This window comes from Streptomyces sp. NPDC025806, assembly GCF_055558275.1.
In genome coordinates, this window is the sequence record NZ_JBVHMU010000013.1 from 55,430 (window position 1) to 70,639 (window position 15,210).

13 protein-coding genes are annotated in these 15,210 nt (G+C 71.1%); 1 reads left to right on the forward strand and 12 read right to left on the reverse strand.

What is annotated here, in order from left to right; translation table 11 throughout:
• Nucleotides 1-101: 101 nt before the first annotated feature.
• The 9 genes from aroB to ACZ4E1_RS27400 all read right to left on the reverse strand — a co-directional run bounded on the left by aroB (nt 102) and on the right by ACZ4E1_RS27400 (nt 9,535).
• Entirely contained in the window at nt 102-1,193 is a 1,092-nt protein-coding gene (gene aroB / locus ACZ4E1_RS27360) for a 3-dehydroquinate synthase (protein ID WP_467544002.1), read from the reverse strand.
• The gene (locus tag ACZ4E1_RS27365; protein ID WP_467544371.1) at nt 1,190-1,672 is read right to left on the reverse strand and encodes a shikimate kinase; all 483 of its coding nucleotides are present in this window, start codon (nt 1,670-1,672) and stop codon (nt 1,190-1,192) included. Before ACZ4E1_RS27365 ends, aroB begins: the two co-directional genes overlap by 4 nt.
• 29 nt (nt 1,673-1,701) lie before the next feature.
• Entirely contained in the window at nt 1,702-2,886 is a 1,185-nt protein-coding gene (gene aroC, locus ACZ4E1_RS27370) for a chorismate synthase (protein WP_467544004.1), read from the reverse strand.
• A 118-nt stretch (nt 2,887-3,004) separates the two neighbouring features.
• Complete coding sequence (locus ACZ4E1_RS27375; protein ID WP_467544007.1) at nt 3,005-3,853, reverse strand: shikimate dehydrogenase; 849 nt, start codon at nt 3,851-3,853, stop codon at nt 3,005-3,007.
• Entirely contained in the window at nt 3,834-5,459 is a 1,626-nt protein-coding gene (gene mltG / locus ACZ4E1_RS27380) for an endolytic transglycosylase MltG (protein ID WP_467544009.1), read from the reverse strand. The genes ACZ4E1_RS27375 and mltG overlap by 20 nt, the downstream gene beginning before the upstream one ends.
• Before the next feature lie 129 nt (nt 5,460-5,588).
• Entirely contained in the window at nt 5,589-6,053 is a 465-nt protein-coding gene (gene ruvX, locus ACZ4E1_RS27385; RefSeq protein ID WP_384623348.1) for a Holliday junction resolvase RuvX, read from the reverse strand.
• Nucleotides 6,053-8,725 carry an alanine--tRNA ligase gene (alaS, locus tag ACZ4E1_RS27390; RefSeq protein WP_467544015.1) on the reverse strand — a complete coding sequence of 891 codons (2,673 nt, stop codon included), beginning with the start codon at nt 8,723-8,725 and terminating at the stop codon, nt 6,053-6,055. Before alaS ends, ruvX begins: the two co-directional genes overlap by 1 nt.
• Complete coding sequence (locus tag ACZ4E1_RS27395) at nt 8,725-9,081, reverse strand: DUF6167 family protein (protein WP_467544018.1); 357 nt, start codon at nt 9,079-9,081, stop codon at nt 8,725-8,727. Before ACZ4E1_RS27395 ends, alaS begins: the two co-directional genes overlap by 1 nt.
• Before the next feature lie 7 nt (nt 9,082-9,088).
• Nucleotides 9,089-9,535 (reverse strand): DUF948 domain-containing protein, encoded by a 447-nt coding sequence (locus tag ACZ4E1_RS27400; RefSeq protein ID WP_467544021.1) that lies wholly within the window; start codon nt 9,533-9,535, stop codon nt 9,089-9,091.
• Between the two features lie 215 nt (nt 9,536-9,750).
• Between ACZ4E1_RS27400 and ACZ4E1_RS27405 the strand changes: the two genes are divergently transcribed.
• On the forward strand, nt 9,751-11,979 hold the full coding sequence (locus ACZ4E1_RS27405; RefSeq protein ID WP_467544024.1) for an ATP-binding protein: 2,229 nt from the start codon (nt 9,751-9,753) through the stop codon (nt 11,977-11,979).
• Between the two features lie 54 nt (nt 11,980-12,033).
• Here ACZ4E1_RS27405 and rpsD read toward each other — a convergent pair whose 3' ends face one another.
• From rpsD to ACZ4E1_RS27420, 3 genes are all read right to left on the reverse strand, one after another.
• Nucleotides 12,034-12,648: a 30S ribosomal protein S4 gene (gene rpsD / locus ACZ4E1_RS27410; RefSeq protein ID WP_188340014.1), complete on the reverse strand. Its 615-nt coding sequence runs from the start codon at nt 12,646-12,648 to the stop codon at nt 12,034-12,036.
• Nucleotides 12,649-13,042: 394 nt separating this feature from the next.
• Nucleotides 13,043-14,398, reverse strand: a complete 1,356-nt coding sequence (locus ACZ4E1_RS27415) for a replication-associated recombination protein A (RefSeq protein WP_467544028.1) — start codon at nt 14,396-14,398, stop codon at nt 13,043-13,045.
• Nucleotides 14,399-14,455: 57 nt separating this feature from the next.
• Nucleotides 14,456-15,097 (reverse strand): vitamin K epoxide reductase family protein, encoded by a 642-nt coding sequence (locus tag ACZ4E1_RS27420; RefSeq protein WP_467544030.1) that lies wholly within the window; start codon nt 15,095-15,097, stop codon nt 14,456-14,458.
• Nucleotides 15,098-15,210: the final 113 nt, after the last annotated feature.

Below are 15,210 nucleotides of genomic sequence, written 5' to 3' on the forward strand. Positions count from 1 at the left end.
CTGGGACGCCGAACAGGGCGCTACCGAACGGTACCGCCCCCGGCCGACGTTGTGTGAACGGCCGGGGCGGTCACAAAGTGCCCGAAGCTGAACGAGCGGCGTTATTCGGCCACTTCGCCGTACGCGGCGAGGAGGACCGCCGGGTCGGGGCCCTCCAGGACGGTGGGCTTGCCGAGGCCGTCGAGGACGATGAAGCGCAGCAGGTCGCCGCGGGACTTCTTGTCGACCTTCATCGTCTCCAGGAGCTTGGGCCACTGGTCGTAGCGGTAGCTCAGGGGCAGGCCCACGGACTCGAGGACCGTGCGGTGCCGGTCGGCGGTCGCGTCGTCGAGGCGGCCGGCGAGACGGCCCAGTTCGGCGGCGAAGTGCATGCCCACGGACACGGCGGCGCCGTGGCGCCACTTGTAGCGCTCGTTCTTCTCGATGGCGTGCGCGAGGGTGTGGCCGTAGTTGAGGATCTCGCGGCGGCCGGACTCCTTGAGGTCGCCGGAGACGACCTCGGCCTTGACCTCGATGGAACGCACGATCAGCTCGGCCGTGTGCGGGCCGGCCGGGGTGCGGGCCGCCTGCGGGTCGGCCTCGATCAGGTCGAGGATCTTCGGGTCGGCGATGAAACCGGCCTTGATGATCTCGGCCAGACCGGACACGTAGTCGTGGACCGGCAGCGAGTCCAGAGCCGCCAGGTCGCACAGGACGCCGGCCGGCGGGTGGAAGGAGCCGACGAGGTTCTTGCCCTCGGCGGTGTTGATGCCCGTCTTCCCGCCGACGGCCGCGTCCACCATCGCCAGGACGGTGGTGGGGACGGCGATCCAGCGGACCCCGCGCAGCCAGGTCGCGGCGACGAACCCGGCCAGGTCCGTCGTCGCGCCGCCGCCCACGCCGACGATCACGTCGGAGCGGGTGAAGTTCGACTGGCCCAGCGCCTTCCAGCAGTAGGCGGCGACCTCCGCGGTCTTCGCCTCCTCCGCGTTCGGCACCTGGATCGCGACGGCCTCGAAACCCTGCTCGGCCAGATCGGCGCGCAGCGCGTCACCCGTCTCGGCCAGCGCCTCGGGGTGCACGATCGCCACCCGCTTCGCCTTGTCACCGATCAACGCGCCCAGCTCGCCCAGGAGCTGACGGCCCACCAGCACCTCGTACGGGTCGGTGCCGGCCGTGCCGGCGATCTGGACGCGCGTGATCTGATCCGTCATGCCTGCTTCAACTCCAGTGCGTCGAGGACCTCTTCGGTGACCTCGTCGGGTGTGCGGCCGTCGGTGGCCACGACCACCCGGGCGACCTCGGTGTACAAGTGCCGGCGCGCCTCCATCAACTCCCGCCACTGCTTGCGCGGGTTGACCGCGAGGAGCGGCCGGGCCACGTTCAGACCGGTGCGCCGGACCGCCTCCTCCACGTCCATGGAGAGGTAGACCACGGCGTGACCGGCGAGGAGCGCGCGGGTGTCGGCGTCCAGGATCGCGCCGCCGCCCAGCGACAGGACCCCGTCGTGCTCGGCGAGCGCCGCCGCGACGGCGGCCTTCTCCAGGGCGCGGAAGTGCGCCTCGCCCTCGTCGACGAAGATGTCGGCGATCGCCCGGCCCTGCGCCGCCACGATGTCCTCGTCGGTGTCACGGAAAGCGCAGCCGAGCCGCTCGGCGAGCTGTGCGCCCACCGTGGACTTGCCGACGCCCATGGGGCCGACGAGGACGACCTTCGGGCCGGTCACCGGATCTGGAGGTGGTCGAGGTACGAGCGCACGTTGCGCCGCGTCTCGGGCACGCTGTCGCCGCCGAACTTCTCCGCCACCGCGTCCGCCAGGACGAGAGCGACCATCGCCTCCGCGACGATGCCCGCCGCCGGAACGGCCGAGACGTCGGAACGCTGGTGGTGGGCCTGCGCGGCCTCGCCCGTCGTCACGTCGACCGTCTTGAGCGCGCGCGGCACCGTCGCGATCGGCTTCATCGCCGCGCGGACCCGCAGCAGCTCGCCCGTGGACAGACCGCCCTCGGTGCCGCCCGCGTGCCCGGACACCCGGCGGATGCCCTCCGGCGTGTTCACGATCTCGTCGTGCGCCTGCGAACCCGGCACCCGCGCCAGCTCGAAACCGTCACCGATCTCGACGCCCTTGATCGCCTGGATGCCCATGAGCGCACCGGCCAGCCGCGCGTCCAGCTTGCGGTCCCAGTGCACGTGCGAGCCCAGGCCCACCGGCACGTCGTAGGCGAGGACCTCGACCACACCGCCCAGGGTGTCGCCGTCCTTGTGCGCCTGGTCGACCTCCGCGACCATCCGCTTCGACGCGTCCGCGTCCAAGCAGCGCAGCGGGTCCGCGTCCAGCTTCTCCACGTCGGCCGGCGTCGGGTACACACCCTGCGGCGCCTTCACCGAACACAGCTCGACGACGTGCGAGACGATCTCGATCCCGGCCGTCTCCTTCAGGTACGACCGCGCGATCGCGCCCAGCGCCACCCGCGCCGCCGTCTCACGCGCCGAGGCACGCTCCAGGATCGGCCGGGCCTCGTCGAAGCCGTACTTCTGCATGCCCGCCAGGTCCGCGTGACCGGGCCGGGGCCGGGTCAGCGGCGCGTTGCGCGCGAGGTCCTTGAGGATCTCGGGGTCGACCGGGTCGGCCGACATGACCTGCTCCCACTTCGGCCACTCGGTGTTGCCCACCATGACCGCGACCGGGGAACCCAGCGACAGACCGTGCCGGACACCGCCCAGGAACGTGACCTCGTCACGCTCGAACTTCATCCGCGCCCCGCGCCCATATCCGAGCCGCCGCCGTGCCAGGTGGTCCGCCACCATCTCCGTGGTGATCGGAACGCCGGCGGGAAGCCCCTCCAGCGTCGCGACGAGTGCGGGGCCGTGCGACTCCCCCGCGGTCAGCCAGCGCAACCTGCTCAACGGTGCTCCTCATGCTCGCGCTCTCCGTGTCTCCCCCGATCCTCCCACGTCGCACGGGGCGACCGGCGCCGTGTCCGCCTTGCGGACGGCCCGTGAGACGGATCGGTGATCACGCAGGTCAGCCGAGCGCGCGCAGGCCCGCCTCGCGCATCGCGTCGAGCACCGGCCGGCGGTCGCCCGTGAACTGCTCGAACTGGAAGACCGCCTGGTGGACGAGGAGGTCCAGGCCGCTGAGCACGGGACCGCCGCGCTGCTGCCAGGCCGCCGCGAGGGGCGTCGGCCACGGGTCGTAGACCACGTCGAAGAGCGTCCCGACGCGCTCGGGCACGAGGCTCGCCAGGTGGTCCGTGCCGCCCTTGGGCGTCGTGGAGATCACCAGCGGCGCCGCGAAGGCCCGTTCGGCGTCGGCCCAGTCCGCGGTGCGCACCTGGACTCCGAGCCGCTCGCCCCAGCCGCGCATCTCGTCGGCCCGCTGCGCGCTGCGCACGTACGCGACGACCTCGCCCGAGCAGATCCGGGCGAGCGCGGCGAGCGCCGAGGACGCGGTGGCGCCGGCGCCGAGGATCGCGGCGGACTCGATCTTGTCGACGCCCTGCTCGTGCAGCGCGGCGACGAGCCCGGGGATGTCGGTGTTGTCGCCGGTCCGCCGCCCGTCGGCGTGGAACACGACGGTGTTCACGGCCTCGACGGAGCGGGCGGTGTCGGTGATCTCGTCGAGCAGCGGGATGACCGCCCGCTTGAGCGGCATGGTCAGCGACAGCCCGGCCCACTCGGGGCCGAGCCCTTCGAGGAAGCCGGCCAGCGCGGCCTCGTCGACGTCGAAGCGGCCGTACGTCCAGTCGTCCAGGCCCAGGGCCGCGTACGCCGCGTTGTGCAACTGAGGCGACAGGGAGTGGGCGATGGGCGAACCGAGGACGGCCGCCTTGTGCACGCCGGGTCCCGGCACCTCAGTTGCCCTGACTGTCATTGAACTTCGCCTTGAGTCGTTCGAATTCGGCGTTGGTCTTCGCGAACTCGGTCTTGTGCATGCCGTCCGTCGCGACGAAGTACATCCAGCCGTCCTTGGTCGGCTTCAGCGTCGCGGCGAGCGCCTCCTCGCCGGGGTTCCCGATGGGACCGGGCGGCAGACCCTTGCGCGTGTACGTGTTGTACGGGTCCATGTTGCTGTTGATCTCGCCCTCGCCGATGTTGATCTCGCTCTGGCCCTTCAGATAGTTGAAGGTCGAGTCGAACTGGAGGAGCTGGTTGGTCTCCGTGTTCGTCGGCTTGAGGCGGTTGTAGACGACCTCGGCCATCTTGCGGAAGTCGTCGTGCGTCTTGCCCTCGGCCTGCACGAGGCTGGCGACGGTGAGCAGCTGCCAGGGCGAGTCGAGCTTGAGGCTCTTGGCCTTGCCCTCGAGATCGAGCCGCTTGTAGTTCTCGTTGGACCGCTCGACCATCTGCTTGAGCACGTCCTCGGGCTTCATGCCCTTGGCCGCCGCGTAGCTCGACGGGTAGAGGAACCCTTCCAGCGGGTCCTTCAGCTTGGCGTGGCCCTCGGCCCAGCCGGGCAGGCCCAGGTCCTTGTACTGCTTCTTCGCGACGCCCGCGGTCGTGCCCTTGTCGACATGGAGCTTCTTGTCGATCTCGGCGTAGACCCACGCGTTGCGCCGGCCCTCGGGGATCGTGAGGTTGGCCCGGCTCTTCGGGCTGAGCAGCAGGTCGACGGCGCTGGACGCGGACATCTCCTTCTCCAGGACGTACGCGCCGTCCTGGATGGAGGTGCCGTTCTCGTTGGCCTGCTGGGCGGCGACGAAGGCGTCGACGCTCTGGACGACGCCGGCCGCCTTGAGCTTCTGGCCGATCTCGTAGCCGCCGGCGTTCTTGGGGATGACGACCGTGACCGTCTCTCCGTTGCCGTCGCCCGCGTAGTCCGGGGAGGAGCCGAAACGATCCTGGTAGAACTCGTAGCCGAAATAGCCGACGCCGCCGACACCGGCCGCGAAGACCAGGGTCAGGACGAGGCAGGCACAGCCGCTGCGGCGTTTCTTCGGCTTCTTGCCACCGCGGCCGCGGCGCCCGGAGCGGCCGTCGTCCTCGAAGTCGTCGTCCTCGTCGTCCCCGTTGAAGAACGCGTGTTCGCCCTGGTCGGGGCCCGCGTCCCACTCGGCCGGCTCGGGGTTCGCCTCCGGTGCGCGGCGGCGGCCCGGCGGCTCGGGCGGCGGGTAGGCACCCGGGGTGTTGTAGTAGTCGGGCTCCTCCGCGCTGTACGCGGCCTGCTGCCCGGTGCCGTACGGGTCCGCGGGGTCGTTGCCGTACGGCATCTGCCCGTGCGCACCGGTGTCCCAGCCGCCCTGGCCGTGGCCCTGCTGCTGTCCGCCGTACTGCTGCTGACCGTAGGAGTCCTGCCCGTAGCCGGCCTGCTGACCGCCGTTCGTACCCCAGTCACCGCCGTAGGACTGCTGCGGGTCGTACTGCCCCTGGCCGCCGTAGGCAGACTGGCCGTCCCCGGCCTGCTGCCATCCCTGGTCCCCGTACAGCGGGTCCGCGGGATGCCACGGTTCGGAGCCTTGGCCCCGGCCATACTCAGTCATCGGTCCCCTACAAGCCGCGAGGCGGGGGTGTGCCGCTGTCCCGTCAGGCAGGGCGACCGATCCGCCTCTTGATGCTGTGCGGCAGCTGTTCGAACGCCGCCGGTCGCGCGAGACGTTACCGTATCGCGATCAGATGACCACTTCGACGCCCTCGCCCGGAGCTTTACCTGACGCCCGTTCGGACTCCAGCGCCTGCTGCAGGATGATCACGGCGGCTGCCTGATCGATGACAGAGCGGCCCTTTTTGGACTTGACGCCGCTGGCCCGCAGGCCCTGGCTGGCCGTCACTGTGGTCATCCTCTCGTCCACGAGCCGTACGGGGATCGGGGCGATCCCGCGCGCGAGCTCCTGGGCGAAGCCACGGACCTTGACGGCGGCCGGGCCCTCGCCCCCCTTGAGGGAGCGAGGGAGACCGACGACGACCTCGATCGGTTCGTACTCCTGAACGATCGCCTGGAGCCGCCGGTGGGCGGCCGGGACGTCGCGTCCCGGCACGGTCTCCACCGGCGTCGCCAGGATCCCGTCGGGGTCGCAGGACGCGACCCCGATCCGGGCGTCCCCGACGTCGATCGCCAGTCGGCGGCCTCTGCGCATCAGTTCGCGGTCTCCCCGACGAGGCGCTCGACGGCGTCGATGGCGTCACCGATCGCGGCCGGGTTCTGGCCGCCGCCCTGGGCGACGTCCGGCTTGCCGCCGCCACCGCCGCCGAGGGTCTTGGCGGCCGTGCGGACCAGGTCGCCGGCCTTGAGACCGCGGTCGCGGGCGGCGTCGTTGGTCGCGATGACCGTGAGCGGCTTGCCGTTGGCCGTGGTGAACAGGGCCACGACCCCCGGGCGCCCGCCCTGGATGCGACCGCGCACGTCGAGGACCAGCTTGCGCAGGTCGTCGGCGGTCGTGCCGTCCGGGACCTGGCCGGTGACGACGGCGACGCCGCGGACGTCCTTGGCGGAGTCGGCGAGCCCGGCGGCGGCCTGGAGGACCTTCTCCGCGCGGAACTTCTCGATCTCCTTCTCGGCGTCCTTCAGCTTGCCGAGCATCGCCGAGATCTTCTCCGGCAGCTCCTCGGAGCGGCCCTTGACCAGCTCCTGGAGCTGGGCGACGACCGTGTGCTCCTTGGCGAGGAAGTTGTACGCGTCGACGCCGACCAGGGCCTCGATGCGGCGCACGCCGGAGCCGATGGAGGACTCGCCGAGCAGCTTCACCAGGCCGAGCTGGGCCGTGTTGTGCACGTGGGTGCCGCCGCACAGCTCCTTGGAGAAGTCGCCGATGGTGACGACGCGGACGCGCTCGCCGTACTTCTCGCCGAACTCGGCGATGGCGCCCTGCTTCTTGGCGTCGTCGATCGACATGACCTCGGCCTGCACGTCGAGCTCGCGCGCGAGGACCTCGTTGATCTTCTGCTCGACGTCCGTCATCACGGCCGTGGGCACGGCGGACGGCGAACCGAAGTCGAAGCGGAAGCGGCCCGGCTGGTTCTCCGAACCGGCCTGGGCGGCCGTCGGGCCGAGCGCGTCGCGCAGCGCCTGGTGCGTCAGGTGCGTGGCCGAGTGGGCGCGGGCGATGGCGCGGCGGCGGGACACGTCGATGATCGCCTGGGCCGTGGCGCCGACGGTGACCTCGCCGACCTGGACGGTGCCCTTGTGGACGTAGACGCCCGGGACCGGCTTCTGGCAGTCGCGGATCTCGACGATCGCGCCGTTGTCCAGCTTGATGCGGCCGGTGTCGCCGATCTGGCCACCGCCCTCGGCGTAGAACGGGGTGCGGTCGAGGACGACCTCGACCTCGTCGCCCTCGCTGGCGGCCGGCGCGGAGACGCCGTTGACCAGCAGGCCGACGACGGTGGACTCGCCCTGGGTCGCCGTGTAGCCGATGAAGTCGGTGGCACCGGCGGCGTCCGCGATCTCGCGGTAGGCGCCGACGTTGGCGTGACCGGTCTTCTTGGCCTGGGCGTCGGCCTTGGCGCGCTCCCGCTGCTCCTTCATCAGGCGGCGGAAGCCGTCCTCGTCCACGGACAGGCCCTGCTCGGCGGCCATCTCGAGGGTGAGGTCGATCGGGAAGCCCCACGTGTCGTGGAGCAGGAACGCCTTGTCGCCCGCGAGGACGCTCTTGCCGGCGGCCTTGGTCTCCTCGACCGCGGTGTCCAGGATGTTCGTGCCGCCCTTGAGGGCCTTGAGGAACGCGGCCTCCTCGGCGAGCGCGACCTGCTCGATGCGCTTGCGGTCGGTGATCAGCTCCGGGTACTGCAGGCCCATCGTGTCGATCACGACGTCGAGGAGCTCCTGCACGACCGGGCCGGTGGCGCCGAGGATGCGCATGTTGCGGATGGCGCGGCGCATGATGCGGCGCAGCACGTAGCCACGGCCCTCGTTGCCGGGGGTGACGCCGTCGCCGATGAGCATCGTGGAGGTGCGCATGTGGTCGGCGACGACGCGCAGCGACACGTCCGAGGCGTGCTCGGCGCCGTAGCGGACGCCGGTCAGCTCGGTGGCCTTGTCGATGACGACACGGAGGGTGTCCGTCTCGTACATGTTCTGCACGCCCTGCAGGATCATCGCGAGGCGCTCGAGGCCGAGGCCCGTGTCGATGTTCTGCGACGGCAGGTCGCCGAGGATCTCGAAGTCCTCCTTGCCGATGCCGACGCCGCGCTCGTACTGCATGAAGACCAGGTTCCAGATCTCCACGTACCGCTCGTCGTTGACGGCCGGGCCGCCCTCGACGCCGAACTCGGGGCCGCGGTCGTAGTTGATCTCGGAGCAGGGACCGCAGGGGCCCGGGACGCCCATGGACCAGAAGTTGTCCTTCTTGCCCAGGCGCTGGATGCGCTCCTTGGGTACGCCGACGACCTCGTGCCAGATGCGCTCGGCCTCGTCGTCGTCCAGGTAGACGGTGATCCAGAGCTTCTCGGGCTCCAGGCCGTAACCACCCTTGTCCTGGGGGCTGGTGAGCAGCTCCCAGGCGTACTTGATGGCGCCTTCCTTGAAGTAGTCGCCGAAGGAGAAGTTGCCGCACATCTGGAAGAACGTGCCGTGGCGGGTGGTCTTGCCGACCTCTTCGATGTCCGGCGTGCGCACGCACTTCTGGACGGAGGTGGCGCGCGGGGCGGGCGGCTTGACCTCGCCGAGGAAGTACGGCTTGAACGGGACCATGCCCGCGGGGACGAGCAGCAGAGTCGGGTCGTCCGCGATGAGCGACGCCGAGGGCACGACCTTGTGGCCACGCTCCTCGAAGAAGCTCAGCCAGCGACGGCGGATTTCAGCCGACTCCATCAGTGGTCCTCATTCCGGTTGTTGCTCGAGTACCTGGTGTTCTCGAGGTACTTGGGTTGCTTGGTGTGCGTACTGAAGGTGTTCTCGATGACGGCGAAGCCGCGCTGTGCGGGCAGTTCGCGGTCCACCGGGTCGTTGAGGCCCAGTGCGTCACCGAGCTGCGCCTCGCGCTCGGCCATGTTGTCCCGGACGTCGAGGGCGAAGTCCTTGAGCTTGTGGCCCGCCTCGACCGCCTTGTTGGCGGCCTGGGCGGCGAGGCTCTCGGGGGTGAGCTGCTTCAGCTTGCGGTTGACCTTGGTGGTGGCCCACACGCCGGCGGCTGCGCCCGCGGTGAACCAGAACGTACGGCGGAACATCGCTCGGTCAGTCCCTCTTATTCCGGTCGGCCCGCTTGGCACGGCGCGATGCCGGGAGCGTGCGGCCCACGATCACGGTACGTCGGTCCTGCTTGGCGGGCACGTCCTTGCCCCGGCCGCCGATGGCCCGGCGCACGCCGTACCCGAAGGCGGCCACCTTGACGAGCGGGCCGCCGAAGGTGGAGGCCACGGTGGAGGAGAGCGCCGACGCGTTCGACGTGACCTCCTGGACGTCGGAGGCGATCGCGTCGACCCGGTCGATCTGGGTCTGCGCGGAGCGCACCGCGGCGGAGGCGTCGGCGAGCAGCGGCACGGCCTGCTCGGTCACGTCCGCGACCAGCTTGGTGGTCGCCTTGAGCGTCTGGGCCAGCCTCACGAGTGCCACCGCGAGGAAGGAGACCAGGATCGCCCAGAAGACGGCCACCAGGATCCCGGCCACCTCTCCACCGGACACCTGTCACCACTTTCTGAATAGGCACTGCCTGAATCAGCACCACCTGAATCGGCACTGCCTGATTCGCCATCGCTGAACCGCTGAACATCGAAAAGTCGTCCCCGAGCCTATCGCGCCCGGCCCCGCACTCCGCACCCAGTTCCGCCTTCGCGCGGCCCCCTCTTCAGCTCGACCGATTGTACGGACCGCGTACGGATGAGTACGCTCCGTTCTCCATGCGACGCACTCCGTGCCCCGACGGCCCCGACCACCCGTCGTCCGGTCCCCCGCGCCCCGGAAACCTCCCCCACGAACTGAACCGTTTCGTCGGTCGCGCCGCCGAGCGTTCCGCGCTGCTGCGCGATCTGGAGACGGCGCGTCTGGTGACGGTGACCGGCGTGGGCGGTGTCGGCAAGTCCCGGTTCGCGGCGCACGCCGCGGCCCGCGCCCCCACGCGGCTGCGCCGGGACGGGGTGTGGCGGGTGGAGCTCACGCCGGTGCGCGGCGGTGAGCTCGTCGAGCACGCGCTGGCCCAGGCGCTCGGCCTGACCGACCACACGACCCGCCCGCCCCGCCAGGTCCTGGTCGACCATCTCGCGGAGCGGCACCTGATCCTCGTCCTGGACGGCTACGAGCACGTCGTCGACGCCTGCGCCTCCCTGGTCCGGGACCTGCTGCGGGCCGCGCCGCAGCTGCGGGTGATCGCGGCGGGCCGCAGGCCGCTGACGCTGGCCGGAGAGCGGCTGTTCCCGCTGGCGCCGCTCACGGCGCAGGACGCGGCGGAGCTGTTCGCGGACCGGGCGCGGGGGCTGCTGCCGGGGTTCGGCGCCGGGTCCGGACCGGACGTCCTGGAGCTGTGCCGGCGCCTGGACTGTCTGCCGCTGGCGGTGGAGCTGGCGGCGGGCCGGCTGCGGGCGCTGTCGCCGGCGCAGCTCCTGGAGCGGCTCGACGACCGGTTCCGGCTGCTGACCGGCGGCGGGCGGGACGCGCTGCCCCGGCATCAGACGCTGCGCACGACGATCGGCTGGAGCCACGAGCTGTGCACGGCGCCGGAGCGGCTGCTGTGGGCGCGGCTCTCGGTGTTCTCCGGCCCCTTCGACCTGGAGGCCGCCGAGTACGTGTGCGGCGGCGACGGGCTGCGCCACGACGAGATCCTCGACGTGCTCGACGCGCTGCTCGCCCAGTCCGTGGTGCTGCGCGAGGAGGGGCCGGGCGGGGTCCGCTACCGGCTGCTCGACACGGTCCGCGCGTACGGCGCCGAGTGGCTGGATTCGCTCGGTGACACCGGGCGGATGCGGCGCCGGCACCGGGACTGGTACCTGGGGCTCGCGACCTGGTGCGAGCTGGACTGGTTCTCGCCGCGGCAGAGCGAGGTCGCGGCGCGGATCGACGCGGAGCTGCCGAATCTGCGGGCCGCGCTGGAGTTCTGCCTCTCGGAGCCTGGCGAGGGGCATCTGGGCCGGTATCTGGCGGGCACGCTGTGGTTCTACTGGGCGGGCTGCGGGCGGCTCGCGGAGGGCCGGCACTGGCTGGACCGCAGCATCGGGCCCGACGGCGACCCCGGCGAGGACGACGCGGACCCCGACGAGTACCGGGACGCGCGGCTCAAGGCGCTCTGGGTGCTCGGGTACGTGGCGGTCCTCCAAGGCGACGTGGTCGCGGCGCTGGCCGCGCTGGAGGAGTGCCGCGAGGACGCGGAGTGCGCGGGTCACACGACGGCGCTCGCGTACGCCGTGCACCGGACGGGGTGCCTGGCCCTGGTCACCGACGACCTGCCGCGCGCGGAGCGGCTGCTGCGGGCCGCGCTGGAGCGGTACCGCGAGATCGGCGAGCTCAACAGCAATGTGCTGATGGGGCAGGTCGAGCTGGCGATGGCGGTGGCGTTCCAGGGTGATCTGCCGCAGGCCGTGGCGCTGTGCGAGGACGTGCGGGACATCTGCGCGGACCACGGGGAGCGCTGGACGCTGGCGTACGCGCTCTACGTCCTGGCGTTCGCGGCGTGGAACGCGGGCGATCTGCCGAAGGCGCGCGAGCTGCTGGTGGAGAGCCTGGTCATCGACCATGAGTTCCACGATCTGCTGGGCCTGGTGCTCACGGTGGAGCTGCTCGCCCTGGTGACGGTGGCGGAGGGCGACGCGGCCGAGGGCGCCGTGCTCCAGGGGGCGGCGGGGCGCATCTGGCCGTCGGTGGGGCTGCCGCTGTTCGGCTCCGCGCAGTTCAACGGGCCGCACGAGTGGTGCGCGGCGCGGGCGCGGGCGGCGCTGGGTGACGCGCGGTTCGACGAGCTGGCGCGCGCCGGCGAGCGGCTCGGCGCGGACGAGGTGGTGGCGCGGGTGCTGGCGCGGGGCGAGCGGCAGTGGACGACCGTGCCGGCGCCGCGTCCCGCCCGCGCGGCGGAGAACGGTCCCGGAACGCGCGAACCCGCCGCCTCCCCCACCGCGAACGGCGGGGAGACGACGGGCTGAAACGCAGGTGGTACTACGTCCGCTCTCCCGTGAAGGAGACTCCGGTGAGGGAGATCAGCGGGCGTAGTACTCGACGACGAGCTGCTCGTCGCAGATCACGGGGATCTCCTTGCGGTTCGGGTCACGGTCCAGGCGGAAGGCCAGGGCCTTCAGGTTGACCTGGAGGTAACGCGGGGTCTCACCCTCGGGGGCGAAGCCACCCTCACGCGCGACCTGGAACAGCGGCTTGTTGCGGCTGCGCTCGCGGACCATCACGACGTCGTCGGGACGGACGCGGAACGACGGCTTGTCGACCTTGCCACCGTTGACCTCGATGTGGCCGTGGACGACCATCTGACGGGCCTGGTAGATCGTGCGGGCGATGCCCGAACGGAGAACCAGGGCGTCCAGACGACGCTCGAGCTCGACGACGAGCGCCTCACCCGTCTTGCCCTCGACCTTCTTGGCGCGGTCGTAGGCGCGGGCGAGCTGCTTCTCGCTGATGTCGTACTGAGCGCGCAGGCGCTGCTTCTCCATCAGACGGACCTTGTAGTCCGAGTTCTGCTTGCGGCCGCGGCCGTGCTCGCCCGGCGGGTAGGGGCGGGCCTCGAAGTACTTGACAGCCTTCGGGGTCAGCGCGATGCCGAGGGCACGCGACTTCTTGACCTTGGGGCGGGACTGGTTCGCCATGAACCAAACACCTCATGTTCTTGTTACGAATACGGCTTCACCAGGGTTTTGGGAGGTCGCATCCGCAGCCCGGGAAACCCTCTCCTGACGGAGAAGGCAGCCGCTCCCGGAGCTGGGCACGTACGTGCAGCACGCGAGTGGCCCACCGACCTGCTTCCGGGGATCCGGGGAGGTGGTGGGCTGCCCGCGACACCTTCGAAGGTGCGCGACGCTCCTGGATCCCCTGTGCCTCGCGGTTCGGGGGATCCGGCTGGATGTTCCGCTCTGGTGACGCCCCGTCTCCCTTTCGGGACACCGGGCACGGAACACAGCACTGCGCGGAAGTCTACCGGATCTCTCCGGGGCGGGACGCCACGGCCCCACGCCCGGGCTCCGGGGGTACGTTCTGGGCCGTTCAGCCCTTGGCGTCCCCGCGCAGCCGCTCTCTGACCCGCTCGACGACGTCCGCGTACCGCGCCTCCGCGCCGTAGCGGGTCGGCTCGTAGTACCGCCGGCCCGCGATCGCGTCCGGTGCGTACTGCTGCGCCGCGATGCCGCCGGGGACGTCGTGCGGGTAGACGTAGCCCTGTGCGTGGCCGAGCTTGGCGGCGCCCTTGTAGTGCCCGTCGCGCAGGTGGGCCGGGACGGGGCCGGCCAGGCCCTTGCGGACGTCCTCCATGGCGGCGCCGATCGCGGTCGTCGCCGCGTTGGACTTCGGGGCCAGGGCGAGGGCGATCGTGGCGTGGCTCAGGGTGAGGGCGGCCTCGGGGAAACCGATCATGGCAACGGCCTGGGCGGCGGCGACCGCGGTGGGCAGGGCCGTCGGGTCGGCGAGGCCGATGTCCTCGCTCGCGGAGATCATCAGGCGGCGGGCGATGAAGCGGGGGTCCTCGCCGGCCTCGATCATGCGGGCCAGATAGTGCAGGGCCGCGTCCACGTCCGAGCCGCGGATGGACTTGATGAGGGCGCTGGCGACGTCGTAGTGCTGGTCGCCGTCGCGGTCGTACTTCACCGCCGCCCGGTTGACCGTCTCCTCGACGCTCTCCAGGGTGATGGTGTCCTCGCTCTTGGCGAGGGCGGCTCCGGCCGCGGCCTCCAGGGCGGTGAGCGCGCGCCGGGCGTCGCCGCCGGCCACCCGGAGCAGATGCTCCTCGGCGTCGTCGGCCAGGGTGACCGCGCCGTCGAGCCCGCGCTCCTCGGTCAGCGCCCGCTTGAGCAGTCCCCGCAGGTCGTCGTCGGTGAGCGGCTCCAGGGTGAGCAGGAGCGAGCGGGACAGGAGCGGGGAGATCACCGAGAAGTACGGGTTCTCGGTGGTGGCCGCGATCAGCGTCACCCAGCGGTTCTCCACCGCGGGGAGCAGGGAGTCCTGCTGGGCCTTGCTGAAGCGGTGGATCTCGTCGAGGAAGAGGACGGTCTCCTTGCCGTGGCCGCCCATGGCGCGCCGGGCGCCCTCGATGACGGCCCGGACCTCCTTGACGCCGGCGGTGATCGCGGACAGCTCCACGAACCGCTTGTTCGTCGCCTTGGAGACCACGTAGGCCAGCGTCGTCTTGCCGATGCCGGGCGGGCCCCAGAGGATCACGGACGAGGCGCCCGCGGGTCCGCCTCCGTCGCCGACGAGGCGGCGCAGCGGCGATCCCGGCTTCAACAGGTGCTGCTGGCCGACGACTTCGTCGAGGGTGCGCGGGCGCATCCGGACCGCCAGCGGACTCGCGGACGGGTCCTTCTCCTGGCGGTCTTCGGCTGCGGCGGTGAACAGGTCGGGCTCCACGACGAAAACCCTACGTCAGCCCACTGACAACGCCGGCGGCGCTGCCGGGACGCCGGGTCAGGCCCAGAGCTTGTCGCCCCAGCGCGTGAAGATCAGCATGGCAACGATGCCGATGTGCACGACCGGCAGGGCCCAGGTGAAGTCCTCGAAGAAGGTCTTGAGCCAGCCGGGCGCGGGCAGGAAGCCGTTGCGCACGTTCGACGACGTGACGTACCAGAACATGAGGATCGTGGCGACCCAGGCCAGGCAGCACCACAGGCACAGCGCGTTGATCCGGTACAGGGACTCGAACTGCAGCCAGCTGACGAATCCGACGCCGAACAGGCAGCCCGCGTTGAACGTCAGCCAGTACCAGCGCGGGAACGAGGCGCGGGCCAGCAGGCTCATGCCGACGCAGATCACGATCGCGTAGGCGGCGAGGCCGAGCATCGGGTTCGGGAAGCCGAAGACCGAGGCCTGGTCGCTCTTCATGATGCTGCCGCAGGAGATGACCGGGTTGATCGAGCAGCCCGGCGTGAAGTTCGGGTCCTCGAGCAGCTTGAACTTGTCGAGGGTGATGATCCACGCGGCGAGCAGTCCCGCCGCTCCGGTGATCACCAGGAGCAGTCCGAATCCGCGGCTGCCGCCGACGGTCCTGGGCCTGCCTCCGTCCCCGGTGTCGTCGGAGAGGCTGTCTCGTGCGGGTGTCGTCTGGCTCATCACGCCGATCCGTGGGTCAGAGGGCTTGCGGGCAGGGTCATTGTGCCGTACGCGCCTGTGAGTTCACCGTTCGCTACGCATAAGCAGCGCCCCTGGAGGCCACGCGCACGGCG

Bases quoted from the DNA above. Each gene is read 5' to 3' on its own strand.
- ACZ4E1_RS27375 (WP_467544007.1), bottom strand. From the start codon at position 3,853: ATGACAGTCAGGGCAACTGAGGTGCCGGGACCCGGCGTGCACAAGGCG.
- aroB (WP_467544002.1), bottom strand. From the start codon at position 1,193: ATGACGGATCAGATCACGCGCGTCCAGATCGCCGGCACGGCCGGCACC.
- ACZ4E1_RS27420 (WP_467544030.1), bottom strand. From the start codon at position 15,097: ATGAGCCAGACGACACCCGCACGAGACAGCCTCTCCGACGACACCGGG.
- rpsD (WP_188340014.1), bottom strand. From the start codon at position 12,648: ATGGCGAACCAGTCCCGCCCCAAGGTCAAGAAGTCGCGTGCCCTCGGC.
- mltG (WP_467544009.1), bottom strand. From the start codon at position 5,459: ATGACTGAGTATGGCCGGGGCCAAGGCTCCGAACCGTGGCATCCCGCG.
- ruvX (WP_384623348.1), bottom strand. From the start codon at position 6,053: ATGCGCAGAGGCCGCCGACTGGCGATCGACGTCGGGGACGCCCGGATC.
- alaS (WP_467544015.1), bottom strand. From the start codon at position 8,725: ATGGAGTCGGCTGAAATCCGCCGTCGCTGGCTGAGCTTCTTCGAGGAG.
- ACZ4E1_RS27395 (WP_467544018.1), bottom strand. From the start codon at position 9,081: ATGTTCCGCCGTACGTTCTGGTTCACCGCGGGCGCAGCCGCCGGCGTG.
- ACZ4E1_RS27365 (WP_467544371.1), bottom strand. From the start codon at position 1,672: ATGGGCGTCGGCAAGTCCACGGTGGGCGCACAGCTCGCCGAGCGGCTC.
- ACZ4E1_RS27405 (WP_467544024.1), top strand. From the start codon at position 9,751: ATGCGACGCACTCCGTGCCCCGACGGCCCCGACCACCCGTCGTCCGGT.